This window comes from Bradyrhizobium sp. 25ACV (assembly GCF_054863005.1).
This window is the reverse complement of sequence record NZ_JAVAYO010000003.1, coordinates 324,749-346,980: the sequence shown is the minus strand read 5'-3', so window position 1 is coordinate 346,980 and position 22,232 is coordinate 324,749. Positions and strand designations below refer to the sequence as shown.

27 protein-coding genes are annotated in these 22,232 nt (G+C 65.1%); 9 read left to right on the top strand and 18 right to left on the bottom strand.

Annotated elements, in window-relative coordinates:
• Nucleotides 1–129: 129 nt before the first annotated feature.
• Together RAD04_RS08765 and RAD04_RS08760 are read right to left on the bottom strand one after the other, a co-directional pair.
• The gene (locus RAD04_RS08765) at nt 130–1,107 is read right to left on the bottom strand and encodes a Bug family tripartite tricarboxylate transporter substrate binding protein (RefSeq protein WP_461616955.1); all 978 of its coding nucleotides are present in this window, start codon (nt 1,105–1,107) and stop codon (nt 130–132) included.
• Between the two features lie 221 nt (nt 1,108–1,328).
• Complete coding sequence (locus RAD04_RS08760) at nt 1,329–2,264, bottom strand: DMT family transporter (protein WP_461623450.1); 936 nt, start codon at nt 2,262–2,264, stop codon at nt 1,329–1,331.
• A 105-nt stretch (nt 2,265–2,369) separates the two neighbouring features.
• Here RAD04_RS08760 and RAD04_RS08755 point away from each other — a divergent pair, with 105 nt between their 5' ends.
• Nucleotides 2,370–2,759, top strand: coding sequence for a DUF1330 domain-containing protein (locus tag RAD04_RS08755; protein ID WP_461623449.1), 390 nt, complete (start codon nt 2,370–2,372; stop codon nt 2,757–2,759).
• A gap of 16 nt (nt 2,760–2,775) precedes the next feature.
• On the opposite strand, the gene RAD04_RS08750 is transcribed toward RAD04_RS08755, so the two are convergent.
• Nucleotides 2,776–3,372, bottom strand: a complete 597-nt coding sequence (locus RAD04_RS08750) for a TetR/AcrR family transcriptional regulator (protein WP_461623448.1) — start codon at nt 3,370–3,372, stop codon at nt 2,776–2,778.
• A gap of 73 nt (nt 3,373–3,445) precedes the next feature.
• Between RAD04_RS08750 and RAD04_RS08745 the strand changes: the two genes are divergently transcribed.
• Nucleotides 3,446–3,850: a hypothetical protein gene (locus RAD04_RS08745; RefSeq protein ID WP_461623447.1), complete on the top strand. Its 405-nt coding sequence runs from the start codon at nt 3,446–3,448 to the stop codon at nt 3,848–3,850.
• 116 nt (nt 3,851–3,966) lie between these two features.
• The gene (locus RAD04_RS08740; protein ID WP_461623446.1) at nt 3,967–4,371 is read left to right on the top strand and encodes a VOC family protein; all 405 of its coding nucleotides are present in this window, start codon (nt 3,967–3,969) and stop codon (nt 4,369–4,371) included.
• An 86-nt stretch (nt 4,372–4,457) separates the two neighbouring features.
• Here RAD04_RS08740 and RAD04_RS08735 read toward each other — a convergent pair whose 3' ends face one another.
• On the bottom strand, nt 4,458–5,390 hold the full coding sequence (locus tag RAD04_RS08735; RefSeq protein WP_461623445.1) for a DMT family transporter: 933 nt from the start codon (nt 5,388–5,390) through the stop codon (nt 4,458–4,460).
• A gap of 420 nt (nt 5,391–5,810) precedes the next feature.
• Between RAD04_RS08735 and RAD04_RS08730 the strand changes: the two genes are divergently transcribed.
• Nucleotides 5,811–7,103, top strand: a complete 1,293-nt coding sequence (locus tag RAD04_RS08730) for an adenylosuccinate synthase (protein ID WP_461623444.1) — start codon at nt 5,811–5,813, stop codon at nt 7,101–7,103.
• A gap of 38 nt (nt 7,104–7,141) precedes the next feature.
• Nucleotides 7,142–8,749 carry a hypothetical protein gene (locus tag RAD04_RS08725; RefSeq protein ID WP_461623443.1) on the top strand — a complete coding sequence of 536 codons (1,608 nt, stop codon included), beginning with the start codon at nt 7,142–7,144 and terminating at the stop codon, nt 8,747–8,749.
• 131 nt (nt 8,750–8,880) lie between these two features.
• Here the strand turns inward: RAD04_RS08725 and RAD04_RS08720 are convergent, their stop codons facing one another.
• The 3 genes from RAD04_RS08720 to RAD04_RS08710 form a co-directional block, all read right to left on the bottom strand.
• Nucleotides 8,881–9,168, bottom strand: coding sequence for a hypothetical protein (locus RAD04_RS08720; RefSeq protein ID WP_461623442.1), 288 nt, complete (start codon nt 9,166–9,168; stop codon nt 8,881–8,883).
• A gap of 257 nt (nt 9,169–9,425) precedes the next feature.
• Nucleotides 9,426–9,656 carry a hypothetical protein gene (locus RAD04_RS08715; RefSeq protein ID WP_026202008.1) on the bottom strand — a complete coding sequence of 77 codons (231 nt, stop codon included), beginning with the start codon at nt 9,654–9,656 and terminating at the stop codon, nt 9,426–9,428.
• Between the two features lie 37 nt (nt 9,657–9,693).
• The gene (locus tag RAD04_RS08710) at nt 9,694–9,936 is read right to left on the bottom strand and encodes a hypothetical protein (RefSeq protein WP_018318371.1); all 243 of its coding nucleotides are present in this window, start codon (nt 9,934–9,936) and stop codon (nt 9,694–9,696) included.
• A 143-nt stretch (nt 9,937–10,079) separates the two neighbouring features.
• Between RAD04_RS08710 and RAD04_RS08705 the strand changes: the two genes are divergently transcribed.
• Nucleotides 10,080–10,505: a DUF5413 family protein gene (locus RAD04_RS08705; RefSeq protein ID WP_461623441.1), complete on the top strand. Its 426-nt coding sequence runs from the start codon at nt 10,080–10,082 to the stop codon at nt 10,503–10,505.
• A gap of 59 nt (nt 10,506–10,564) precedes the next feature.
• Nucleotides 10,565–11,119, top strand: a complete 555-nt coding sequence (locus RAD04_RS08700) for a DUF4112 domain-containing protein (RefSeq protein WP_461623440.1) — start codon at nt 10,565–10,567, stop codon at nt 11,117–11,119.
• A 136-nt stretch (nt 11,120–11,255) separates the two neighbouring features.
• On the opposite strand, the gene RAD04_RS08695 is transcribed toward RAD04_RS08700, so the two are convergent.
• From RAD04_RS08695 to msrA, 4 genes are all read right to left on the bottom strand, one after another.
• On the bottom strand, nt 11,256–11,549 hold the full coding sequence (locus tag RAD04_RS08695; RefSeq protein WP_018318374.1) for a hypothetical protein: 294 nt from the start codon (nt 11,547–11,549) through the stop codon (nt 11,256–11,258).
• Nucleotides 11,550–11,762: 213 nt separating this feature from the next.
• Complete coding sequence (locus RAD04_RS08690; RefSeq protein ID WP_461623439.1) at nt 11,763–11,927, bottom strand: DUF3309 family protein; 165 nt, start codon at nt 11,925–11,927, stop codon at nt 11,763–11,765.
• Between the two features lie 105 nt (nt 11,928–12,032).
• Nucleotides 12,033–12,452: a peptide-methionine (R)-S-oxide reductase MsrB gene (msrB, locus tag RAD04_RS08685; RefSeq protein WP_461623438.1), complete on the bottom strand. Its 420-nt coding sequence runs from the start codon at nt 12,450–12,452 to the stop codon at nt 12,033–12,035.
• Between the two features lie 31 nt (nt 12,453–12,483).
• Nucleotides 12,484–13,200: a peptide-methionine (S)-S-oxide reductase MsrA gene (gene msrA, locus RAD04_RS08680; protein WP_461623437.1), complete on the bottom strand. Its 717-nt coding sequence runs from the start codon at nt 13,198–13,200 to the stop codon at nt 12,484–12,486.
• Nucleotides 13,201–13,458: 258 nt separating this feature from the next.
• Between msrA and RAD04_RS08675 the strand changes: the two genes are divergently transcribed.
• Complete coding sequence (locus RAD04_RS08675; RefSeq protein ID WP_461623436.1) at nt 13,459–15,141, top strand: tetratricopeptide repeat protein; 1,683 nt, start codon at nt 13,459–13,461, stop codon at nt 15,139–15,141.
• A 120-nt stretch (nt 15,142–15,261) separates the two neighbouring features.
• Here RAD04_RS08675 and RAD04_RS08670 read toward each other — a convergent pair whose 3' ends face one another.
• The 7 genes from RAD04_RS08670 to RAD04_RS08640 form a co-directional block, all read right to left on the bottom strand.
• On the bottom strand, nt 15,262–16,377 hold the full coding sequence (locus tag RAD04_RS08670; RefSeq protein WP_461623435.1) for an ATP-dependent DNA helicase: 1,116 nt from the start codon (nt 16,375–16,377) through the stop codon (nt 15,262–15,264).
• Nucleotides 16,378–16,477: 100 nt separating this feature from the next.
• Complete coding sequence (locus tag RAD04_RS08665) at nt 16,478–17,131, bottom strand: NapC/NirT family cytochrome c (RefSeq protein WP_461616970.1); 654 nt, start codon at nt 17,129–17,131, stop codon at nt 16,478–16,480.
• Nucleotides 17,128–17,598: a nitrate reductase cytochrome c-type subunit gene (locus tag RAD04_RS08660; RefSeq protein WP_026202010.1), complete on the bottom strand. Its 471-nt coding sequence runs from the start codon at nt 17,596–17,598 to the stop codon at nt 17,128–17,130. The genes RAD04_RS08665 and RAD04_RS08660 overlap by 4 nt, the downstream gene beginning before the upstream one ends.
• On the bottom strand, nt 17,595–20,108 hold the full coding sequence (gene napA, locus RAD04_RS08655) for a nitrate reductase catalytic subunit NapA (protein WP_461623434.1): 2,514 nt from the start codon (nt 20,106–20,108) through the stop codon (nt 17,595–17,597). Before napA ends, RAD04_RS08660 begins: the two co-directional genes overlap by 4 nt.
• Nucleotides 20,109–20,125: 17 nt before the next feature.
• Nucleotides 20,126–20,440, bottom strand: a complete 315-nt coding sequence (locus RAD04_RS08650; protein WP_461623433.1) for a chaperone NapD — start codon at nt 20,438–20,440, stop codon at nt 20,126–20,128.
• 26 nt (nt 20,441–20,466) lie between these two features.
• Complete coding sequence (napE, locus tag RAD04_RS08645) at nt 20,467–20,652, bottom strand: periplasmic nitrate reductase, NapE protein (protein ID WP_018318384.1); 186 nt, start codon at nt 20,650–20,652, stop codon at nt 20,467–20,469.
• Complete coding sequence (locus RAD04_RS08640) at nt 20,639–20,812, bottom strand: hypothetical protein (protein WP_461623432.1); 174 nt, start codon at nt 20,810–20,812, stop codon at nt 20,639–20,641. The genes napE and RAD04_RS08640 overlap by 14 nt, the downstream gene beginning before the upstream one ends.
• Before the next feature lie 107 nt (nt 20,813–20,919).
• Here RAD04_RS08640 and RAD04_RS08635 point away from each other — a divergent pair, with 107 nt between their 5' ends.
• Nucleotides 20,920–22,122, top strand: coding sequence for an LLM class flavin-dependent oxidoreductase (locus RAD04_RS08635; RefSeq protein WP_461623431.1), 1,203 nt, complete (start codon nt 20,920–20,922; stop codon nt 22,120–22,122).
• Nucleotides 22,123–22,232 lie beyond the last annotated feature (110 nt).

Sequence of the window (22,232 nt, the reverse complement as noted above, 5' to 3'; positions counted from 1 at the left end):
TACGAGAGCCTGGGCCTTGCGCCGTCATTCCGGGGCGATGCGAAGCATCGAACTACGGTGCGCAATTGCGCACCTGAGAATCTCGAGATTCCGGGTTCGCGCTAGCGCGCGAGCCCGGAATGACGGAGCTTACTGCTTCTCGATCTTCGCGTTGGTGATCAGCTTCTCCCACAGCACGAGCTGTTCGTTCACGAACGTGCCGAGCTGCTCCGGCGTGCCCGAGAACGCGTCCATGCCGAGCGTGGCGAGCTGGGCCTTGATCTCCGGCTTCTCGACGATCTTCCGGATCTCGGCGTTGAGCCGGGTCACGATCTCCTTCGGCATGCCGGCGGGGCCGAAATAGCCCTGCCAGGACGAGATGTCGAAGTCCGGCACGCCGGCCTCCTGCATCGAGGGCAGGTTCGGCACCAGCGGCGAGCGGTCCTTGGTGGTGACCGCGAGCGCGCGCAGAGCGTTGCCGTTGACGTGGGGCAGGCCGGTCAGGATGTCGACGAACATCATCGAGACGCGGCCGCCCATGACGTCGTTGAGCGCCGGCGGCGAGCTCTTGTAGGGCACGTGCAGCAGGTCGAGCCCGGCATTGTGCGCAAAGGTCGCACCCGACACGATCGCGGAGGACGATCCCGAGGCGTAGCTCAGCTTGCCCGGATTGGCCTTGCCGTAGGCGACCAGCTCGGCGACGGTCTTGGCCGGCACTTCCGGATTGACGACCAGCATGAAGGGCAGGTCGCCGGTGCGCGCGATCGGCGTGAAGTCCTTGACCGGATCGTAAGTGAGGTTTTTGAGTAGATAGGGATTGGCGGAATGCGTGGTGTTGGTCGTCACCAGCAGCGTGTAGCCGTCGGGGGCGGCCTTCGCGACATAGCTTGCGGCGAGCATGCCGTTGGCGCCCGCCTTGTTCTCGATGATGATGCCGACGCCGAGCGCCTGCGACAGATGCTGCGAGATCAGCCGTGTCGTCGTGTCGGTGCCGCTGCCAGCCGCGAACGGCAGCACCAGCGTGATGTTGCGGCTCGGCCAGGTATCGGCCTGTGCAGTGGATGCGGCGGCGAGGCACAATGCGGCCGCGCCGGCGGTCCACAGGTTTCGAATCAGCCCTGAAAGCATCTTGAGACGTTCCCTCTTTTTCGTTGGCGGGGAACCTAGCGTCTCTTCGTTGAAATCGGAAGACGGGATGTGCTTGTCCCGGACGCGGCGCAGCGCTTCTTCAGCGGTGCGCTGCAGAGCCGGGGCCCATGCTCCGACAAACCGGGTCCCGGCTCTGCGACGCACCGCTTGCGCGCTGCGTCTTGTCCGGGACACGAGCACGCGCCGTCCGCCGCGCGGAATTACTTCAGCGCCGAGCCCTGGCGTGAGGCGATCACGACGCCGGCGAGCACCAGCGCGTAGCCGATCAGGTGAAACGGCTGCAGCTTTTCGCCGAGCAGCACGATCGCCATCGCCGAGCCGAACACCGGCACCAGATGGAAGAACGGCGCGGCGCGATTCGGGCCGATCAGCGCCACGCCGCGGTTGAAGAAGAGATAGGCCAGCGTCGAGGGAAAGATCAGGATGTAGCCCAGCGTTGCCAGCGTCGTCCCGTCGAATTGCAGCACGCGGCCGCTTGCTGCCTCCCAGATCGCGGTCGGCAGCAGCATCGTCGCGCCGCAGCAGGTGGTGAAGGACAGGAAGGAGAGCTGGTGGATCTTGGGCCGGCGGGGGATGAAGGCCGAGTAGATCCCGAACGCCACCAGCGAGGAGGCGAACATGATGTCGCCCCTGTTGAAGCTGATGCTCGCGAGCGCGGCGAGATCGCCCCGCAAAATGATGATCAACACGCCGAGAAGCGAGATCGCGATGCCGGCGAACTGGGCACCCGTCAGCCGCACGCCGAACAGCACCAGCGACCACAGCGCCACGAACAGCGGTCCGGCCGACTGGATCAGCAGCGCGTTCAGCGCCTCCGTGTACTGCATCGCCCAGTACGAGATCGCGTTGTTGAAGGCGAAGCCCACCAGCGACAGGAACAGCATCAGCGGCAGGCTGTTGCGCAGGGCGGGCCAGTCCCGCTTCAGATGCGGCCAGGCGAACGGCAACAGGATCAGGAAAACGCCGAACCAGCGGATCGTGGTCACCGTCAGCGGCGGCACATGTGCGCCGACATGGCGTGCGAGCACGATGTTGCCGGCCCAGAACAGCGAGCTCAGGCTGAGCAGCAGATAAGGCTGGTTGTTGAGCCAGCTGGCCGGACTGGAGGCTGGTGGCGCGGGCGAAGCGGTCGTCATTGGCGTTGGATACGAACTTGCGCCGGATCGGCGTCCTGGCACAAGTCACGCGGCCGCAATGCTACAATGCAGGCAAACCCTGAGGAGGCGCCTTTGGCGGTTAATATGTTGAACATCGAGGGCCTGGAGCGGCTCGATCCGGAGGCGCCGGTGGTGATGCTGAACCTGATGCGTTTCCACGCGCGCTCGCGCGACGGCGACGGATCCGGCTGGGACGCCTATTTGCGCTACAGCGCCGTCACCGTGCCGATGATCAAGGCGCGCGGCGGCACGCTGCTCTGGACCGGCGAGGCGAAGGCCATCGCGCTCGGACCGCACGTCGGCAACGACTGGGATTTTGTGGCGCTGGTCTATTATCCGACCGTCGCAGCCTTCCTCGACATGATGACGTCGGAAGCCTATGAGCGCGAGGCCGATCCGCATCGCGTTAACGGCTGCGCCGAGCACGTCATCATTGCTACCAACGAAGCGTACAGCAAATTCAAGACGACGTAGCCCATACGCCGCCGAGCTACTTCAACCCGTCCACGGCGGCGCGACACGCAGTCTGCAACAGCCGGCAAACCTCCTCGGTCGGCCGGCGCGAGCTCAACGCTGCAAAGGTCGGATAGCTCGTCAGCACGAAGATCAGGTCGACCGCGTCCCCGACGGCGCGGTGCTTGCCGACGATTCGGGACAACAGAGCGGTCAGCATTTCGCGCCGTCGCTCGTTCCGCTGGATCAGCGCCTCGCCGAATTCGGGATCGGTCGCGATGGCTTGGTTGAGCCCGCCGATGGCGGGATCGTGCCCCCAGAACGTGCAGAAGATTTCGACGAAGCGATCGAGCGCGGCGCCGGGATCCGCCATCGCCATCACCTCGGCCAGTTCGAACAGCCCGCCCTGCTGCGCGATGTTGTCGAACACGGCCTCCAGCAATCCGCGCCGTGATCCGAACTGGTTGTAGACCGTGAGACGCGTGACGCCGGCCGCCTTAGCGACGATGTCGAGGGAGAAGTTCGCAATGCCAGCCTCCTTGCGCAGCACGCGCGCGCCGGCCGCGACGATGCGCTCGCGCGTATCCGCCGCCGCAGATGCCCGCGCAGGGCTCACATAATTGCGCTTCGGCATGGCGTTGCCATTCTGTTGACGTATTGACTATACATATTGTATATCTAATTTAGAATCCGGTTCGGAGCTTGCCATGCAGACTGCCCTCGTGATCGCCCTGTCGCTTCATGTGTTGTCATCCGTGTTCTGGGCGGGATCAAGCTTCGCGCTGGCCCGCACCGGCGGACTCGGCGGTGAGCAACTGGTCTTTCCACAGCTCGGCGCGGCCACGATTGCCATTCTGACCGGCGGCTATCTCGGGCATCTCGTTCATTCCGGCAGATTCGGTACGACCGAGCAGGTGCTCGCGGTCGGTGCGGTCTGCGCACTGATCGCGGCTGGTGTTCAGGCGGCAATTGGTCCCCGTGCGCTCATGGCCTTGCGTCGTGGCGCCGGCAATCCGGAGGACTTGCGTTCGCGGATCGCCGTTGCCCAACGCGTGGCGGCGGGCCTGCTCGGCATCGCCGCGCTCTCCATGGGCGCTGCGCGTTACATTTGAATACGGCTTCGGCTCGTCCCAGCGCCGAAAGCAGCTCTTGAGCAGAGCGTTGAGAGTTTTCTGTTTCGCCAGTGTCAGGCGATAGCCCGGCTTCGAGCCATTTTGAAGGAAAAGCAATGTCCAAGATGATTCTGGTCAACCTGCCTGTACGCGACCTCGCCGCATCGACAGCGTTCTACGTGGCGCTGGGCGCCGCGGTTAATCCTCAATTCTCCGGCGCAAATTCGGCCTCGCTCACGTTCTCGGACGCGATCGGCGTGATGCTGCTGACCCACGACCACTATCGCGAATTCACCAAACGTCAGATCGGCGACGCGCGTCGCGACAGCCACGCCATGTTCGCTCTTACGACCAGCGACCGCGATGCCGTGGATGCAACGGTCGCTCGCGCGGTGGCGGCGGGCGGTCGTGCCGATCCCAACCCGGCTCAGGGCCTTGGCTTCATGTACAACAGGCACGTTGAAGATCCAGATGGCTACGTTTGGGAGATGGTCTGGATGAACCCGTCCGCAAACGCCTGAGTGGGGCTGATCCCACGCATCGGAGTAGTTGAAAGCCATGAGCCACGCCGCGGCACGCGCCCCAGGCAACTTGATGGGTCCCGAACCTAGCTCGCCTGCTTCCGTGACGCCACGAACACGCCCGACAGCACCAGCGCGAAGCCGATCAAGTGGAATGCCTGCGGGTGTTCGCCCAGGAACGCCATCGCCATGATGGAGCCGAACACCGGCACGACGTGGAAGAACGGCGCGGCGCGGTTGGCGCCGATCAGGCGCACGCCGCGATTGAAGCAGAGATAGGCCAGCGTCGAGGGAAACACCGCGACGTAGAACAGCGTCAAGAGGTTCGGCCCATCGAGCTTCATGATCGAGCGCGCGGACAATTCCCAGATCTCCAGCGGAATGAGGCAGGCCGCGCCGGCCCCGAAGGTGAAGGCGAGGAACGACAGGCCGTGCATCGGCGGCCGTTTCAGCGTCAGCACCGAATACAACGCGAAGATGACGAGCGCGACGATGAAGATGAGGTCGCCCTTGTTGAACTCGATGTTCGACAGCGTGGTGAAATCGCCGTGCAGCAGAATGGTCAGCACGCCGCACATCGACAGTAGCACGCCGAACGCCTGCGCCGCGGTGAGGCGGATGCCGAGGATGGCCAGCGACCACAATGCCACGACCAGCGGCGCGGCCGACTGCAGCAGTAGCGTATTGAGGGCCTGGGTATGCTCCAGCGCCCAATATTGCAGCGTGTTGAAGGCGCCGATGCCGGTGACCGAGAGCGTGATCATCAGGCCGAGCCTGCCGCGGATCGCGGGCCAGTCCTGGGCAAGATGTTTCCAGGCGAACGGCAGCACCAGCAGGAAGGCAAAGAACCAGCGCAGGAACGACAGCGTGACCGGCGGGATGTGGCCGGCGGCGAGCCGGCCGACAATGGCGTTGCCGGCCCAGCACAGCGCGGTGATGCTGAGCAGCAGATAAGGCTGGTTGGCGATCCAGCTGTGGCCGGATGTCTCCGCGCTCGTGGTCTGGCCAGTGGCGGACATTGGGATTGGCGTGCCCCGCGTGCGCCGAGGCTTCCAGCCCGGCGGGATCCGGGCCGGCTGATCGCCCGGCGCTGTCCAAAGACACGGAAATCGGGGCTGCATCAACGGGGGGCGGACGCATCGCGACCATGCAGCGGCGGATTGAGCCTCTCACGCTTTGGTCGAAGCCTCGCGCGCCGCCGCGAAGGTTTCTGGATTTTCCGGGGATATCAAAGGCTTGGAGTGGCCCCGAAGCCCTGAAAATGCCCCGTTCTTGCTTGCCTAGAGAGGCTGCTTCCTTTATCCGGTTGGGCTGCCTCGGTGCGAACGGCCTCTGGCCGGGAATTGGGCTGGGCGCAGGCATGATTCCGGAAAAATGGGTACCAATTTTCCGTTCGGATCGTGCCACCTACAGAGAAATCTTCGAAGGATTACCCGCGAATGGCCAATGTTGTCGTCGTCGGCGCCCAGTGGGGCGACGAAGGAAAGGGCAAGATCGTCGACTGGTTGTCAGAGCAGGCGGACATCGTCGTCCGCTTCCAGGGCGGTCATAACGCCGGCCACACGCTGGTGATCAACGGCAAGACCTACAAGCTCGCGCTGCTGCCCTCCGGCGTGTTGCGCGAGCAGAAGCTGTCGGTGATCGGCAACGGCGTGGTGTTCGATCCCGCCGCCTTCCTCGACGAGGTCTCCAAGCTGCGGGCGCAGGGCGTCGCGGTCTCGCCGGAGAACCTGCGTATCGCCGAGAACGTCACGCTGATCCTGCCGCTGCACCGCGAGCTCGATGCGCACCGCGAATCCGCCAGCGCGGCGACCGCGATCGGCACCACCCGCCGCGGCATCGGGCCTGCCTATGAGGACAAGGTCGGCCGCCGCGCGATCCGCCTGATGGACCTTGCCGATCTCGACACGCTCCCGCACAAGATCGACCGGCTGCTTGCCCACCACAACGCACTTCGCCGCGGCCTCGGCCTGCCCGAATTCGACGGCAAGGTGATCTTGAAGGAGTTGAGCGCGCTGGCGCCGGAGCTGCTGCCCTATGCCGAGACGGTGTGGCGGCTGCTCGACATCAAGCGGCGTGAAGGCAAGCGCATGCTGTTCGAAGGCGCGCAAGGCGCGCTGCTCGACGTCGACCACGGCACCTATCCCTACGTCACCTCGTCCAACACGGTGGCGGCGCAGGCCGCGACCGGCGCCGGCCTCGGACCGGGTGCGGTCGGCTATGTGCTCGGCCTGTGCAAGGCTTATACGACCCGCGTCGGCCAGGGCCCGTTCCCGACCGAGCAGGACAACGAGACCGGCCGCCGGATCGGCGAGCGCGGCCGCGAGTTCGGCACCAACACCGGCCGTCCGCGCCGCTGTGGCTGGTTCGACGCCGTGCTGGTCCGCCAGGCGGTCCGGACCTGCGGCATCAACGGCCTGGCGCTGACCAAGCTCGACATCCTCGACGGCTTCGACACGATCGAGGTCTGCACCGGCTACAGGCTCGACGGCAAGGAGATCGACCACTTCCCCGCCGGCGAGGGCGCCCAGGCCCGGGTCGAGCCGATCTACGAGACCATCGAGGGCTGGAAGGAGCCGACCGCCAATGCGCGGTCCTGGGCCGACCTGCCGGCCCAGGCCATCAAATATGTCCGGCGGATCGAGGAATTGGTAGGGTGCCCGGTTGCGCTGCTTTCCACCAGCCCCGAACGCGAAGATACTATCCTGGTGCAAAATCCGTTTGAGGCTTAACGATATCTTACCGGGGACGCGCGTATAGTTGAGTTGAAATGGCTGATTACTATCCGCTGATCGCCCGCGCTATTGCCGCCTTGGACCCGAACGCTCCCGGCGAAAGCCGTCGCGCGCTCTATGAGCGGGCGCGCACGGCGTTGATCGCGCAGTTGCGCAGCGTGCAGCCGCCGCTGTCCGAATCCGAGATCACCCGCGAAAGGTTGTCGCTGGAGGAGGCCGTCCGCAAGGTCGAATCGGAGGCTGCCCAGCGCGCCCGCGAGGCCTCGCGCCCCGGTGGCGGCGCTCGCAGCGGCAGCAGCGGCGATGCCTTCCGCCGCGCCAGCACCCGAGCCGCCGAAGGCAGCCCGGCTGCGGCCGCGCCGGCCCCGCCGCGGACCCGTCCGGCCCCGCCGCCGCCGCGCGCCGACCGTCCCTCCTTCAACGTCGATGACCAAGGCGAGGCCCCGCGTCCGCCGCGCGCGCCCCGTTTCGACGCCCCGCGCCAACCGGGACCGTCCGCCCCGCCACCGATGCCGGAGCCGGCGGCCGGACGCGATCGCGCCGGTGCGCGTCGTCCACCCGATGTCGGACCTCCGCCGCCGCTGCCGCCGGCACCGGGCGTGCGCGGCTTCCGCGACATCACGGCCGACGCCAACGATCTCGGCGGCGCTGCCGCGCAGGCCAGCCGCGCCGCGCGCCGCACCTACGCCAACGTGCCCTCGCCCTCGCCGGAATTCGACCGGCTCGAGCCGAGCCTGGAAAACCGCGCCGGCGAGCAGGACGCGCCCTATTCCTATGACGAGTCGGTCGAGGAGGCCGAGCGTTACGCGCCGCAGCCGCCGTCGCCGCGTCCGCGCATCGCGCCCGAGCGCGACGCCAAGAAGCGCGCCCGGACGCGCTCCGCCTTCCCGTTCAAGAGTGCGATCGCCGTCGGCATCGTGCTGATCCTGGTCGGCGCCGGCATCCTCTGGGGCAAGCAGCTGGTCCAGATCGCGACCAACCTGATGAAGTCCTCGCCGACCCAGGTGGTGGAGGCGCCGAAGGATCCGTCCCAGCCGCAGAGCAAGCCCAAGATTCCGGATCGCGTCGGCCAGCCCTCGGCCAGCGACCAGCCGGTCGCGCCGGTGGCGCAGAAGGTCGTGCTCTATGACGAGGATCCGTCCGATCCGAAGGGCAAGCAATATGTCGGCTCGGTGGTGTGGCGGCTCGAGCCGATCAAGGCCTCGGGCGCCCAGAAGGCCGACGTCGCCGTGCGCGCCGACATCGAGATCCCCGACCGCAAGTTCAAGATGACGATGTCGTTCCGCCGCAACACCGATTCCTCGCTGCCGGCGAGCCACACGGCGGAACTGACCTTCATCCTGCCGCCGGATTTCCCGGGCGGCAGCGTCTCCAACGTGCCGGGCATCCTGATGAAGTCGAACGAGCAGGCGCGCGGCACACCGCTCGCCGGCCTCGCGGTCAAGGTCACCGACGGCTTCTTCCTGGTCGGCCTGTCCAATGTCGACGCCGACCGCTCCCGCAACGTCCAGCTCCTGAAGGAGCGGTCGTGGTTCGACGTGCCGCTGGTCTATGCCAACCAGCGCCGCGCCATCATCGCCATCGAGAAGGGCGCCCCCGGCGAACGCGCCTTCAACGACGCCTTCGCGCAGTGGGGCGACTGAGACAAGAGCGCGCTACCTTCGTCATTCCGGGGCGCGCGCAGCGCGAACCCGTGCAGCAGCGGGTGATGTGGAGAAATGGATTCCGGGTTCGGTGCTGCGCACCGCCCCGGAATGACATCCTGGATGGGCGACTACTGCGCCGCTGCTTCCCGCTTGCGCGATGCGACCGCCTCGCGGTCCATCACGGCGCGGCAGCCGGGGCTGACCTGGGCCTTGTTGCGCACCATGCAGGCCCTGACCCTGGGAATGTCGGGGATCTCACTGGAGCACAGCCGCATCGCGTCACCCGTGCACATCTGCTGCGCTTCGGCTGAGAAGGCGAGGCCGGGTGAGGTTTGGAGTGCGATGGCGGTGGTTGCTACGGCCAACAGCGAAGCGGTGGTCTTAAGCAGCGAAGCGATGGTCTGATAGCGTGTCATGCAGCATGCGTCCCCGAGTTCCGTGGGCTTGAGCCACTTGGTTTTTGGGGCGCCGCACACGGCTTGATCTGCCGCATGTCACAGCCTTCACGTCGGGAACTCTAGTCCCGCATGTGGTCGCTCGATTTCATGATGTTCGAATCGAAAAGTGCTGCGCCGCCCGAGCGAAGTATGCGCCATTGTCACGCGGCTGCAATGGCAGACGCAAAGGAATTTGCAATTGTTGCGTGGACGTCACGCACAATGCGTGCGCGCGATCAGATCATCCGATCGAAGGAGGCGCTCGCTTGTTCCACATCGCTCGCGCCGAGCGCGGCGGCGTGTTCCTCGACGGCGGTGACGCCTTTGGCCGTCAGCTCGAACAGATCGCCGTCCTTCATCACATAGCCGTCGGCGATGAGCTCGCCGATCTTGCCGTGGCGATCGTCGGCGAAGGCAACGGACTGGCTGATGTCCCGCAGGATCGAGAGCTGTTCGTCGCGCAACATGGCTTCACTCTCCGTTCGCTGGGGATGGTCGCGGTCCTCACATGCCGTGGCTCTGAAACACCTTGCTGCAAGAGCGCGACAGCTTGGCCCGGTTGGCTTGCAGGCAGCCCTGCACGGCGCCGTCATTGCCGAGGTCCTTGCGGCAGAAGCGCGAGGCGTCGCGCGAGCAGGCCTGCTGTTCCTGCGGCGAGCCCATGTGGCCCTGCGCAAGAGCGGGTGCGTTCGACAGGCCACTCAGGGCTGCCAGCGTGATCGTCGCCAGGAGAAATTTGCGGGCCATCGGCGGCTCCAATCTGACAGGGATATTTCAGGTCCTGTCTGAACTCGTCGCCTTGCCACTTGTTCCCCCAAAGGCGGAGTTGGCCGCGCTATTCAAGGTTCCCGCGGCGCTGCTATAACACCGGCGAAGTGAAAGGGTGTTTGATGAAACGCTATCTGGTGTTTGCGCTGGTTGGCCCGTTCGTCGGCGGGTTCCTGCTGCTGCTGACGACAACCTATCAGTCAGGCTATTGGGCCCAGACCAGTCTCGGCGAGGTCGGCAAGCTGTTCGCGGTGTTCTTCAAGACCCTGCAATACAGCTACCTGTTCGGCTTTCTGCCTTCGCTGATGATCGGCGCGGTGGATGACATCCTGACCCATGTCAGGCGGATCGGCCCGGGCTTGCGGATGCTCCTGGTCGGCCTGTTCGCCTTCGTCCTGGCCTCGCTCACCTACAGCTCGCGCGGGCCGGATTCGGGCGCGGTGCAGTTCATCCTGTATGGCCTCGTCGGGTTCGTGCCGGCGGTGATTTCGTCCTGGCTCGTGCATAAATACATCAAGGAGCCGCAGCCGGTGGCGGCGCCGACCTGAGCGCGACGTTCGGGCGCGGCGCAGCAACCTCCGCCGCGCTAGCGCGTTCCCTGAAGGCCATGACCATGTCCGACGACGATATCCTTGCTCCACGCAGATCCCGTTCGGGGAGCTCGCGCGCGACCTCTTCCGGTAGCGAGGCACGCGGGCCGATCATCGACCAGGACGGCCGGGAAATCCGCCCCGAAACGCTGGAGCAGGGCTTTCGCGAGTTCGGTTTCGAGCTGGGCAAGGACAATCCGTTCGCCGGGAGCCCGTTCGGCAATCTCACGCGCGAGCAGCGGATCGCGCGGATCGAGGCGATCGCCAAGCTGCTCGACGTCGCCTTTATCCTGCCCGGCACCAACATCCGCTACGGCATCGACGGGCTGATCGGCCTGATCCCCGTCGTCGGCGACATCATCACCACGGCGATCTCGCTGTGGCTGGTGCGCGAGGCCCGCGCGCTGGGCGCGCCCTGGTACCTCACCGCCCGCATGCTCGGCAATGTCGCGGTCGACGGCGTGGTCGGCATGGTCCCATTCGCGGGCGACGCTTTCGACGTCATGTTCCGCGCCAACATGCGCAATGTGCGCCTTTTGCGCCGCTGGCTCGACAAGCAGCCGCGGATCTAGCGCGGCGGCTGGGAGCTCTCGCCGCGAGTCCATCTGGTCGACGATGCGCCGCTGCGGGAGACCCCCCAAACGCAAAAAGCGCGACAGCCTTTTGGCCGTCGCGCTTTCTGCGCACATCGTAAGGCTCAGCGAAAACTTACGCCGCGTCGGCGGCGTCGGTCTCGGCCGGCGCCGGCTTGGGACGGCGGGGCAACGGGAAGGCTTCGCTCTCATAGAGCGAGCGGATGCCGTTCTGGTCGAAACGCGCTTCCTCGACCTGGAGATAGGCGCCGTTCAGCGAATCCGTCGGCAATTGCTCCATCGCGAACTGCACGGCTTCGGCCGCGGTGCCGAACCGGCGATAGGTGAAGCCTGCGCGCTTCTTCTTGCGGATCGCGGCGGGGAAGAGTTCGGCAGACGTGTTGAAGTTGAACGGACGCAGTGGACGCATGGTCAAAGACCTCGTGATCTCTCTGGGGCTTTAAGCGCGTGGGGTTTGGGAGGGCAGGGGCCGCAATCGAGCGGGCCCGCCGCACATGCCATTTTCGCCCACTAATATAGGCCGTTTTGACAAAAATGCGACCCCTGCGATGGGAGATGATGAATCCGCGCATGGCAGCTCCGCGGACGAAATTAACTTAATAATTTCAATGGCTTATATGCCTTACAATTTGCCAAGAAGCAGTAGGACGACCAGTACGACCAAGACGACGCCTCCGATGCCCATGCCGGAATGGCCCATGCCATAGCCGTAGCCGCCGACGCGGCCGGACAGGCCGCCGATCAGATAGATGATCACCAGGATGATCAGGACGGTCCCGAGTCGCATGGCATCCTCCCTGGCGGCCGCCAAATGCGTTGATCGGCCGCACCGCCAGAGGAGAAAAGCACATCGCGCGGTCGGGTTCCATGAAGGAACCCGGCCGCGGGAACGTTATTTGGGCTCCAGCTTCAGCGCGGCCGAGTTGATGCAGTAGCGGAGGCCGGTCGGCCCGGGGCCGTCGGGGAAGACGTGGCCGAGATGGCCGCTGCATTTGGAGCAGAGCACCTCGGTGCGGATCATGCCGTGGCTCACGTCCCGCTCCTCGTCGATATGGCTCTCGACGGCGGGCTGGGTGAAGCTCGGCCAGCCGCAGCCGGAATCGAACTTGGCGTCTGACTCGAACAGCACATTGCCGCAGCCGGCGCACGTGTAGGTGCCGGCGCGGTGGTCGTGCTCATACTCGCCCGAGAAGGGACGCTCGGTCGCCTTCTCGCGCAGCACCGCGTACTGCATCGGCGACAATTCGCGCCGCCACTGCCCTTCGCTCTTGATGACCTTGTCGTCCGTGGTTTTCATTTTGGTGTCGGGCATGGGTCTCCCGTTTGTTTCGGTGATCTCGCGATCAGTTGGTGGCCTTGCTGGTACTCACCAGCGTCGGCTTTTCAATGTAGTTATCCGCGAACAGCTTTTTCAGGTTCTCGACCTTGGGCAGGTCGTTATAGGCGATGTAAGGCTGGTTCGGGTGCAGCGTCAGATAGTCCTGGTGGTAGGCCTCCGCCGGGTAGAACGCCTCCAGCGCGCCGACCTTGGTCACGATCGGCTTGCTGAAGACCTTGGCGCCGTTGAGCTGGGCGATGTAGGCCTCCACCACCTTCTTCTGCTCGTCCGAGGTGGTGAAGACGGCCGAGCGATATTGCGTGCCGACGTCGGGGCCCTGGCGGTTGAGCTGGGTCGGGTCGTGCGCCACCGAGAAGTAGATCTGGAGGATTTTTCCGTAGGAGATCTTCTTCGGGTCGTACTTGATCTCGACCGCCTCGGCATGGCCGGTCCGGCCGCTCGAGACCGTCTGGTAGTCGGCGGTCGCCTTGGTGCCGCCGGCATACCCGGAGACCGCGTTGACGACGCCGGCGGTGTGCTGGAAGACGCCTTGCACGCCCCAGAAGCAGCCCCCGGCGATCACGGCGGTCTGGATCCCGCTCGCAGGTGCCGCATCCATGGCGGGGGCGGGGATCACGACCGCATCCTCCGCAGCCCGGGACGGCGCGGCAAAGGCCATCGCAAAGGTTAGCGAAAGGGCGGTGGTTGCGGCGAGCAGGGAGGCGAGGGCAGGTCGGCGCATGGCGGATCCTCTTTCGGAAGGTCTGACAGTCTAGGGCGGTCGGGGCCGGACGAACAGTTGCCCGGCTGCGTTTTCGCATCATCCGAGGTACGGACGCGGCCGCCGATTGTTACGGCGGGACGGACACGAGTCTGTGAAATGAGCCGCGCGGGGATAGCCGGGCGACAGCGGCTTGGCGAGACCGGGAACTCCGCGCTAGATGAACCGGTGCGATCGATGATCGACTTAAGAAGAATCTGGCTGGAGCAGGCCTGACCCATGCTGCGCGTCGTTTCCCTGACCCTCGTCATCCTGACCGCCGGCCTGTTCAGTGCGGCGGCCGACCCGCAGGCCGACGATCTCACCCTCTGCCGCGACCGCCAGGCGGAGGCCCAGGCCCGCGCGAGCGCCTGCGACAATCTGCTGAAGGCCGACAAGCTCGGCGGCAAGGACAAGGCCATCGCGCTCTCCGTGCGCGGCAACACGCTGATCAACAAGCGCGACTACGACCGCGCGATCGAGACCCTGTCCATCGCGATCGATCTCGATCCGGATTACGTCATCGCCCTCAACCTGCGCGGCCTCGCCTATGAGCGCAAGGGCCAGGATGACCTCGCCATGGCGGACTACAACCTCGCCCTTCAGAAGCGCCCCACCTATGGTGTCCCCTACAACAATCGGGGCGTCATCTACGCGCGCCGCGGCGCGTTGCAAAGCGCGATCGACGATTTCAGCCTGTCGATCAAATACACGCCCAAATTCCTGCTGGGCTGGACCAATCGCGCCCGCGCACGGACGCTGATGAAGGATTTCGACGGCGCGATTACCGATTTCGCGGAGGCCGAGAAGATCGACCCGGCCGCGCCGCAGATCGCCAGCAACCGCTGCATCACTTACGGCATGATGGGCAAGTACGCGCAGGCCCTTGCCGACTGCAACGGCCTGATTGAGCGGCAGCCGAAAAACGTGTTCGCGATCAACAACCGCGCCGACGTCAGCATGATGAAGGGCGACCTCGACGCCGCGCTGAAGGATTACAACACCGCCATCCAGATCAATCCGAACAACATCCGCGCGCATTCCGGCCGCGGCCAGATCTACGAGCGGAAGAAAGACCTCGCCCAGGCGCGCGCCGATTACCGCGCGGCCGCCTATTCGCTGACGAAGTTCGACGAGCCCGACGTCGCCCGCGCCCGTGCCGTCGCGCAGGAGCGGCTCGCCGCGCTGACGCTGCAGGCGCCGGCCGGAGTAACCGGGCGCCGCGTGGCGCTGGTGATCGGCAACGGCGCCTACAAGAACGTCCATGCCTTGCCCAATCCGCCGCGCGATTCCAAACTGATCGCGAGCGTGCTGCGCGACGTCGGCTTCCAGAGCGTGATTTCCGTCAATGATCTCACCCGCGACAAGTTCTTTGACGCGCTGAAGGCCTTCGCGGAGGAAGCGGAGAAGGCCGACTGGGCCGTGGTCTATTACGCCGGCCACGGCTTCGAGATCGGCGGGGTGAACTATCTCGTTCCCGTCGACGCCAAGCTCGCCGCCGACAAGGACGCCGAGACCCAGGCGGTCGCCCTCGAGCAGGTGATCGCCGCGGTCGGTGCCGCGCGAAAAATGCGCCTCGTGGTCCTGGATGCCTGCCGCGACAATCCGTTCGCGCCGAGCATGCAGCGCACGCTGTCGCTGAAGCTGGTCGACAAGGGCTTTTCCAACATCGAGCCCGGCGCCGGCTTCATGGTGGTCTACGCCGCCAAGCACGGCGAGACCGCGATGGACGGCGACGGCAGCGCCAACAGCCCGTTCGCCACCGCGCTCGCCCGCGAGATCAAGCAGCCCCGCATCGAGATCCGAAAACTGTTCGACATCATCCGCGACGACGTCTGGGCCGCCACCAGGCACGAGCAGCAGCCGTTCACCTACGGCTCGCCGCCGGGACGCGAGGATTTTTACTTTGTGGCGGGGAAGTGATGAATTGAGTTGCGGAGCAACTTAATTCGTCATTCCGGGGCGATGCGAAGCATCGAACCCGGAATCTCGAGATTCCGGGTCGGCTCTTCGAGCCGCCCCGGAATGACACGGTAGACAGCCTTACACCACAATACTCAACCTTTTCGCCGCCCGCGTGATGCCCGTGTACAGCCACCGCGCCCTTGAGTCCTGGAACGCAAAGCTCTCGTCGAACAGCACGACGTCGTCCCATTGCGAGCCCTGCGACTTGTGCACGGTGAGCACGTAGCCGTAATCGAACTCGTCATAGGGCTTGCGCTGCTCCCAGGCGATCTGCTCGACGCCGCCCTCGAAGCAATCGGCGCGCACCGAGACCTTGGTCACCTTGTGGCCGAAATCCTCGTCCGGCGACAGCCGCATCGAGAGGATGCGCGATTTCGAGCGCGAGGTGTTACGCGACTTCACGCGCCACAGCCCGCCGTTGAACAGGCCCTTCTTGCGGTTGTTGCGCAGGCACACCAGCTTGTCGCCGGCGACCGGAAAGGCGTCCTCGATGTTCTGGCGCTGGCGCACCCGCATATTGTACGCGCGCCTTGTGTTGTTGCGGCCGACCAGCACCTGGTCGGCGCCCATGACGCGGTCGGGATCGAGCTCCTTGCGCGACACCACCTCGCTCTCGCCGTAGCGGCCGATGTCGAGCTCGCGTCCCTCGCGGACGTCCATCGACATCCGTACGATCGGATCGTCCTGCGCCTGGCGGTGCACCTCGGTCAGCATCGCGTCGGGCTCGGTGTTGGTGAAGAAGCCGCCGCCCTGGATCGGCGGCAGCTGTGCGGGATCGCCGAGCACGAGCAGGGGGCAGTCGAACGACATCAGGTCGCGGCCCAATTCGGCGTCGACCATCGAGCATTCGTCGATCACGATCAGCTTCGCCTTCGAGGCCGGCGCGTCGTCCCACAATTCGAAGCTCGGCTGCTCCTCGCCGGATTCGCGGGCGCGGTAGATCAGCGAGTGGATGGTCGAAGCGTCGTCGCACCCCTTGTTGCGCATGACGAGGGCGGCCTTGCCGGTGAAGGCGGCGAATTTCACCTCGCCGTCGACGCCTTCGGCGATGTGCCGCGCCAAGGTGGTCTTGCCTGTGCCGGCAAAGCCGAACAGGCGGAAGATCGGCGGCGTGCCATTGCGGCCCGGCCTGGCCTTCAGCCAGTCGCCGACGGCCTTGAGAGCGGCATCCTGATGCGGTGTGAAACTGGCCATATCTGTCTTGAGGAAGGGCGAAACGAGGCGATTCGCCATCCCCCAAAACTAACCATTCGCCCCGCCGGTTCAAGCGGGGCGAATCGGGTTGCTTTTGGTCTTACTGCCAGCCGGGAACGCCGCGCATGTCGGGCAGCTGGTGGGCGATGCCCTTGTGGCAGTCGATGCAGGTCTTTTCCTTCGTGAACAGGAAGCGCTGGTGCGCCACCGAGGCCCGCGGCGACTGCTTGGTGATGTCCATGGAATCGGCACTGTGGCAGTTGCGGCATTCCAGGGAATCGTTGGCCTTGAAACGCGCCCATTCGTGCGCGGCGAGCTCCAGCCGGTGGTCCAGGAATTTTTCTCGCGTGTTGATCGTGCCGAAGATCTTGCCCCAGACCTCCTTGGAGGCCTGCATCTTGCGGGCGATCTTGTCGGTCCAGTTGTGCGGGACGTGGCAATCAGGGCAGGTCGCGCGCACCCCGGAGCGATTGCTGAAGTGGATGGTCGATTTCAGCTCGGCGAAGACGTTGTCCTTCATCTCGTGACAGCCGGTGCAGAACTTTTCGGTGTTGGTCAATTCCAGCGCGGTGTTGAAGCCGCCCCAGAAGATCACGCCGGCGATGAAGCCGGCCAGCACCAGGGTGCCGAGGGCGAACACCGAGCTCGGCCGGGTCAGCACCCGCCAGAGCTCCAGCGCAAAGCCCCAGCTTCGCGCGATGAAGCCGCGCTTGGTTTTCAGCTCTGCATTGGGCTCGTCAGCAGTCGTCGTCATCGGCGGCCACCCGGGCTTGCGCGCGACAGCAGCGTGTCGATATCGACGAAGTCGTTGCTCACGGGCGGATTGGCGGTGTTCTGCGGCACGTGGCATTCCGTGCAAAAGAAGCGCCGCGGCGAGATCGAGGCAAGGAACTGGCCGTCGCGGTCCATGAAATGCGTGATCGAGACCATCGGCGCCTGAGATTCCGCCGTGCGTGCCCGCGCATGGCAGGACAGGCATTTGTTGCCGTTGAGGTCGATCTGATAGCCGTCGATCGTGTGCGGAATCACCGGCGGCTGCTCCGGATAATTGCGCACCTCCTTCTCGGACGTGTTGCGGTTCGGCAGCATCGGTGGCGCCGGACCCTCGTCATTGAGTGGGGCCGGACCGCGCAGGCCCGAGGTGACGGTCTGTGCGGTCAGCGAGCTCGAGGCCGCGGCGATCGCGAAGGCGAGCAAGGCGATTGCAGATCGTTTCATCATGACAGGTTCACCCGCTCGATGCGCACGGCGCATTTCTTGAAGTCGGTCTGCAGCGAAATCGGATCGGTCGCGTCCAGCGTCACCTTGTTGATGAGCTTGGACTCGTCGAACCACGGCACGAAAACGAGGCCCTTCGGCGGCCGGTCGCGACCGCGCGTTTCGACCCGGGCGCGGATGAAGCCGCGGCGGGAGACCACCTTCACCTCGTCCCCGCGACGGAGCTTGGCATCCGCCGCGTCGTCCGGATGCATGAAGCACACGGCTTCGGGGAAGGCCTTGTACAGCTCGGGCACGCGGCGCGTCATGGTGCCGGAATGCCAGTGCTCCAGCACGCGGCCGGTCGAGAGCCAGTAGGGATATTCGTTGTCCGGCGATTCCGCCGCCGGCTCGAACGGCAACGCGAAGATGCGCGCCTTGCCGTCGGGATAGCCGTAGAACTGCACGTCGGTGCCCTGCTTGACGTAGGGGTCACTGCCCTCGCGGAAGCGCCACTTCGTCTCCTGGCCGTTGACGACGGGCCAGCGCAGGCCGCGCTCGCGATGATAGGTCTCGAACGGCGCGAGGTCGTGGCCATGGCCACGGCCGAACTGGGCATATTCCTCGAACAGGCCCTTCTGCACGTAGAAGCCGAACGCCTTGGCTTCCTCGTTGGCGTAGCCTTGTTCGATCTCCGTAACAGGGAATTTGTCGACCTGGCCGTTCTTGTAGAGCACATCGAACAGCGTCTTGCCGCGAACGTCCGGCTTCTTGGCGATCAGCTCCTCGGGCCAGACCTCTTCGATCTTGAAACGTTTTGAAAATTCCATGAGTTGCCAGAGGTCCGACCTGGCTTCGCCGGGCGCGGTGACGAGCTGGTGCCAGAACTGGGTGCGCCGCTCGGCATTGCCGTAGGCGCCCTCCTTCTCCACCCACATCGCAGTCGGCAGGATCAGATCGGCGGCGAGCGCCGTCACGGTCGGATAGGCATCCGAGACCACGATGAAATTGTCGGGGTTGCGGAAGCCGGGATAGGTCTCCTCGTTGACGTTGGGGCCGGCCTGGAGGTTGTTGTTGACCTGCACCCAATAGGCATTGATCAGGCCGTCCTTCAACATCCGGCTTTGCAGCACGGCGTGCGCGCCGTTCTTGTCGGGAATGGTGCCTTCGGGCAGCTGCCAGATGTGCTCGGCGTGGTCGCGATGCGCCTTGTTGGTCACGACCATGTCGGCCGGCAGCCGGTGCGAGAAGGTGCCGACCTCGCGCGCGGTGCCGCAGGCAGAGGGCTGGCCGGTCAGCGAGAACGGGCTGTTGCCGGGCGAGGAGATCTTTCCGGTCAACAGATGGATGTTGTAGACGAGGTTGTTACACCAGACGCCGCGGGTGTGCTGGTTGAAGCCCATGGTCCAGAACGAGACCACTTTTGTTTTCGGATCGGCATAGAGCTCGGCCAGCGCCTCAAGGCGATTGAGCGGCACGCCGGACATCTCCGCGGCCTTCTCCAACGTGTACTCTGAGACGAATTTTACGAATTCGTCATAGCTCATGTCGGTGGAGTCGTTGGCCTTCGCTGCACCCGTTGCCTTTTTCTGAAGCGGATGCTCCGGCCTCAAGCCGTAGCCGATATCGGTCTGCCCCCGCCTGAAAATCGTATGCGCGGCGACGAAGTCCTTGTCGACCCGGCCGGTCTTGATGATGTGGTTGGCGATGGCGTTGAGGATGTAGAGGTCGGTCTGCGGCTTGAACACCATGCCGATGTCGGCGAGGTCGAATGAGCGGTGCTCGAAGGTCGAGAGCACGGCGACGCGGACATGCGGCGCGGACAACCGGCGGTCGGCGAGGCGCGTCCACAGGATCGGGTGCATCTCCGCCATGTTGGAGCCCCACAGCACGAAGGCGTCGGTCGCCTCGATGTCGTCGTAGCAGCCGGGCGGCTCGTCGATGCCGAAAGTGCGCATCATGCCGGCGACGGCGGAAGCCATGCAGTGCCGCGCATTGGGATCGATGTTGTTGGTGCGGAAGCCGGCCTTGAACAGCTTCGAGGCCGCATAGCCTTCCCAGATCGTCCACTGGCCGGAGCCGAACATGGCGACGCCGTTGGGCCCGCGCTTCTTGAACGCCTCCTTCCACTTCACCTCCATGATGTCGAAGGCTTCGGTCCAGGACACGGGCGTGAACTCGCCGTTCTTGTCGTATTTGCCGCCCGTCTTGCGCAGCATCGGCTGGGTCAGGCGGTCATGGCCGTACATGATCTTGGAGAGGAAGTAGCCCTTGACGCAGTTGAGGCCGCGGTTGACCTCGGCCTTGATGTCGCCGTGGGTGGCGACGACGCGATTGTCCTTCGTCGCGACCATCACCGAGCAGCCGGTGCCGCAGAAGCGGCAGGCGGCCTTGTCCCATTTCATTTCGTTGTTGTCGCGCTCGGTGACGAGATTGGCGGCGAGCGCCGGAGCCGGCATGCCTGCTGCGGCGGCCGCAATCGCGGCGGCCTCGAGCTTGAGCATCTGGCGGCGGTCGAGCTTTGGCGATGTCATGATGGCTCTCCCGGCCCTTAGGCGGTTTCGATGGCGTGGAAGACCAGCGCTGCGGAATAGACGTTGGGCAGCGACTGGATGGTGTTGAGCAGGGTGCCAAGGCTGCCGGCGTCCGGCGCCTCAGTGACGACGACGAGCTTGCCGCGCGCATCGCGGCCATGGATCTCGCAGCCGGGCAGCGCGGCGATCTTAGCTTCGAGTTCGGCGAGGCGCTCGGGGCGCGCCTGCACGATGATGCTGGCGATCTCGCAGCCTGGCGGAGAGATGACGCGCTCGGCGCTGAGGACCCGGCCGGTGATCAATGCGCGGCGGTTGAGTGAGGCTTGGGCCATGATGCCTGTCTTTCGCTTGGAGGAGATCAATGCGGGGAGGGCGGCGGGCCGGGAGGACCGGCAAACATCTGGTAGATCCAGACACCGAGCCCATAGGAGCCGACGGTTCCGACCGCGAGGACGGGCATCACGATCGCGGTCAGGAACAGGAAAGCGAAAATCTCCATGCGCTTGCGGCGCACGCGCGAAGTCGTGTCGTCAGGGGCCGACATATTCGGTCTCTTCGGGATGGTATGGGAAGCGGGACGGCATCCGGGCCGTTGCCTTGCAGCCCTTTTGCTGCAATCGCGCCGCGGTGGCGTTGATCTGGATCAACCTGTCGACTTGCGCGGATGTCGCAGCAGCGACGCCGAGGCGGGGAGGCGTCGCCATGCCGGGCTCGGGATCAGTCTCCCGCGCGGCGGAATTGCTGCTCCGTAGACAGCTCCGCCTCACACCTAAAGATGAGCTTAACAACAATAAAGCGGGAGAGCGACGCCATGAAGTTCGGCATCTTCTACGAGCTGCAGCTGCCGCGGCCCTGGGTGGCCGGCGACGAGCTCGCTCTCTACCAGAATGCCCTCTCGCAGATGGAACTCGCCGACCAGCTCGGCTACGACCATGCCTGGGTGGTCGAGCATCATTTCCTCGAGGAATATTCGCACTCGCCGTCACCGGAATCCTTCCTCGCCGCCGCAAGCCAGCGCACCAGAAACATCCGCCTCGGGCACGGCATCCTGCAGCTCACCACCAATCACCCGGCGCGCGTTGCCGAGCGTGTCGCGGTGCTCGATCTGCTCTCGAACGGCCGCTGCGAGTTCGGCATGGGCGAGAGCGCCTCGATCACCGAGCTCACGCCGTTCGGCCGCGACATGGAGACCAAGAAGGAAGTGTTTGAGGAAGCCGTTGCCGCGATCTTCCCGATGTTCAAGGACGCGGGCAGCGAGTATCACGGCAAGCATTTCGACATTCCCCTGCGCAACGTCGTGCCCAAGCCGGTGCAGAAGCCGCATCCGCCGCTGTGGATGGCATGCTCGCAGCTGCCGACCATCGAGCGTGCCGGCCGCCACGGCTTTGGCGCGCTCGGCTTCCAGTTCGTCAGTGCGGACGCCGCGCATGCCTGGGTGCACGCCTATTACAACGCGATGACCAAGCGGCTGCATAAACTGGCCGACTACCAGATCAACCCGAACATGGCGCTGGTCTCGTTCTTCATGTGCGCCAAAACGGATGAAGAGGCGCGCGCCCGCGCCGACGGCGCCACCTTCTTCCAGTTCGCGCTGCGCTTCTACGGCGCCTCGCAGAACCGCCGGCGGCCCGCGCCCTACACCGTCAACATGTGGGACGAGTACAACAAGTGGAAGCGCGACAATCCCGAGGCACAGGAAGCGGCCTTGCGGGGCGGCCTGATCGGCTCGCCCGAGACCATCCGCAAGAAGCTGAAGCGCTTCCAGTCCTCGCATATCGACCAGGTCATCCTGCTCAACCAGGCCGGCAAGAACAGCCACGAGCACATCTGCGAATCGCTGGAGCTGTTCGGCCGCGAGGTAATGCCGGAGTTCCAGAACGATCCGGCGCAGGAGGCCTGGAAGCAGGGCGTCATGAGCGGCGAGATCAAGCTGGAGGAGATCGACACCGAGGCTTTCACGGATCGCTACGGCAAGCTCGCGATCAACGTCGCCCCGGCGAAGGCGGCGGGGTAGGGGATCTGCATCCGGCATGGGCCCCGGCTCTGCGGCGCGTCACACGCGTTGCCGGCTTTCGGCGCCCGATCGTTGCTGCTATCCTTCCGCAAAACAGCGTCTGACGGAGG

Bases quoted from the DNA above. Each gene is read 5' to 3' on its own strand.
- RAD04_RS08765 (WP_461616955.1), bottom strand. From the start codon at position 1,107: ATGCTTTCAGGGCTGATTCGAAACCTGTGGACCGCCGGCGCGGCCGCA.
- RAD04_RS08760 (WP_461623450.1), bottom strand. From the start codon at position 2,264: ATGACGACCGCTTCGCCCGCGCCACCAGCCTCCAGTCCGGCCAGCTGG.
- RAD04_RS08755 (WP_461623449.1), top strand. From the start codon at position 2,370: ATGTTGAACATCGAGGGCCTGGAGCGGCTCGATCCGGAGGCGCCGGTG.
- RAD04_RS08750 (WP_461623448.1), bottom strand. From the start codon at position 3,372: ATGCCGAAGCGCAATTATGTGAGCCCTGCGCGGGCATCTGCGGCGGCG.
- RAD04_RS08745 (WP_461623447.1), top strand. From the start codon at position 3,446: ATGCAGACTGCCCTCGTGATCGCCCTGTCGCTTCATGTGTTGTCATCC.
- RAD04_RS08740 (WP_461623446.1), top strand. From the start codon at position 3,967: ATGTCCAAGATGATTCTGGTCAACCTGCCTGTACGCGACCTCGCCGCA.
- RAD04_RS08735 (WP_461623445.1), bottom strand. From the start codon at position 5,390: ATGTCCGCCACTGGCCAGACCACGAGCGCGGAGACATCCGGCCACAGC.
- RAD04_RS08730 (WP_461623444.1), top strand. From the start codon at position 5,811: ATGGCCAATGTTGTCGTCGTCGGCGCCCAGTGGGGCGACGAAGGAAAG.
- RAD04_RS08725 (WP_461623443.1), top strand. From the start codon at position 7,142: ATGGCTGATTACTATCCGCTGATCGCCCGCGCTATTGCCGCCTTGGAC.
- RAD04_RS08720 (WP_461623442.1), bottom strand. From the start codon at position 9,168: ATGACACGCTATCAGACCATCGCTTCGCTGCTTAAGACCACCGCTTCG.
- RAD04_RS08715 (WP_026202008.1), bottom strand. From the start codon at position 9,656: ATGTTGCGCGACGAACAGCTCTCGATCCTGCGGGACATCAGCCAGTCC.
- RAD04_RS08710 (WP_018318371.1), bottom strand. From the start codon at position 9,936: ATGGCCCGCAAATTTCTCCTGGCGACGATCACGCTGGCAGCCCTGAGT.
- RAD04_RS08705 (WP_461623441.1), top strand. From the start codon at position 10,080: ATGAAACGCTATCTGGTGTTTGCGCTGGTTGGCCCGTTCGTCGGCGGG.
- RAD04_RS08700 (WP_461623440.1), top strand. From the start codon at position 10,565: ATGACCATGTCCGACGACGATATCCTTGCTCCACGCAGATCCCGTTCG.
- RAD04_RS08695 (WP_018318374.1), bottom strand. From the start codon at position 11,549: ATGCGTCCACTGCGTCCGTTCAACTTCAACACGTCTGCCGAACTCTTC.
- RAD04_RS08690 (WP_461623439.1), bottom strand. From the start codon at position 11,927: ATGCGACTCGGGACCGTCCTGATCATCCTGGTGATCATCTATCTGATC.
- msrB (WP_461623438.1), bottom strand. From the start codon at position 12,452: ATGCCCGACACCAAAATGAAAACCACGGACGACAAGGTCATCAAGAGC.
- msrA (WP_461623437.1), bottom strand. From the start codon at position 13,200: ATGCGCCGACCTGCCCTCGCCTCCCTGCTCGCCGCAACCACCGCCCTT.
- RAD04_RS08675 (WP_461623436.1), top strand. From the start codon at position 13,459: ATGCTGCGCGTCGTTTCCCTGACCCTCGTCATCCTGACCGCCGGCCTG.
- RAD04_RS08670 (WP_461623435.1), bottom strand. From the start codon at position 16,377: ATGGCCAGTTTCACACCGCATCAGGATGCCGCTCTCAAGGCCGTCGGC.
- RAD04_RS08665 (WP_461616970.1), bottom strand. From the start codon at position 17,131: ATGACGACGACTGCTGACGAGCCCAATGCAGAGCTGAAAACCAAGCGC.
- RAD04_RS08660 (WP_026202010.1), bottom strand. From the start codon at position 17,598: ATGATGAAACGATCTGCAATCGCCTTGCTCGCCTTCGCGATCGCCGCG.
- napA (WP_461623434.1), bottom strand. From the start codon at position 20,108: ATGACATCGCCAAAGCTCGACCGCCGCCAGATGCTCAAGCTCGAGGCC.
- RAD04_RS08650 (WP_461623433.1), bottom strand. From the start codon at position 20,440: ATGGCCCAAGCCTCACTCAACCGCCGCGCATTGATCACCGGCCGGGTC.
- napE (WP_018318384.1), bottom strand. From the start codon at position 20,652: ATGTCGGCCCCTGACGACACGACTTCGCGCGTGCGCCGCAAGCGCATG.
- RAD04_RS08640 (WP_461623432.1), bottom strand. From the start codon at position 20,812: ATGGCGACGCCTCCCCGCCTCGGCGTCGCTGCTGCGACATCCGCGCAA.
- RAD04_RS08635 (WP_461623431.1), top strand. From the start codon at position 20,920: ATGAAGTTCGGCATCTTCTACGAGCTGCAGCTGCCGCGGCCCTGGGTG.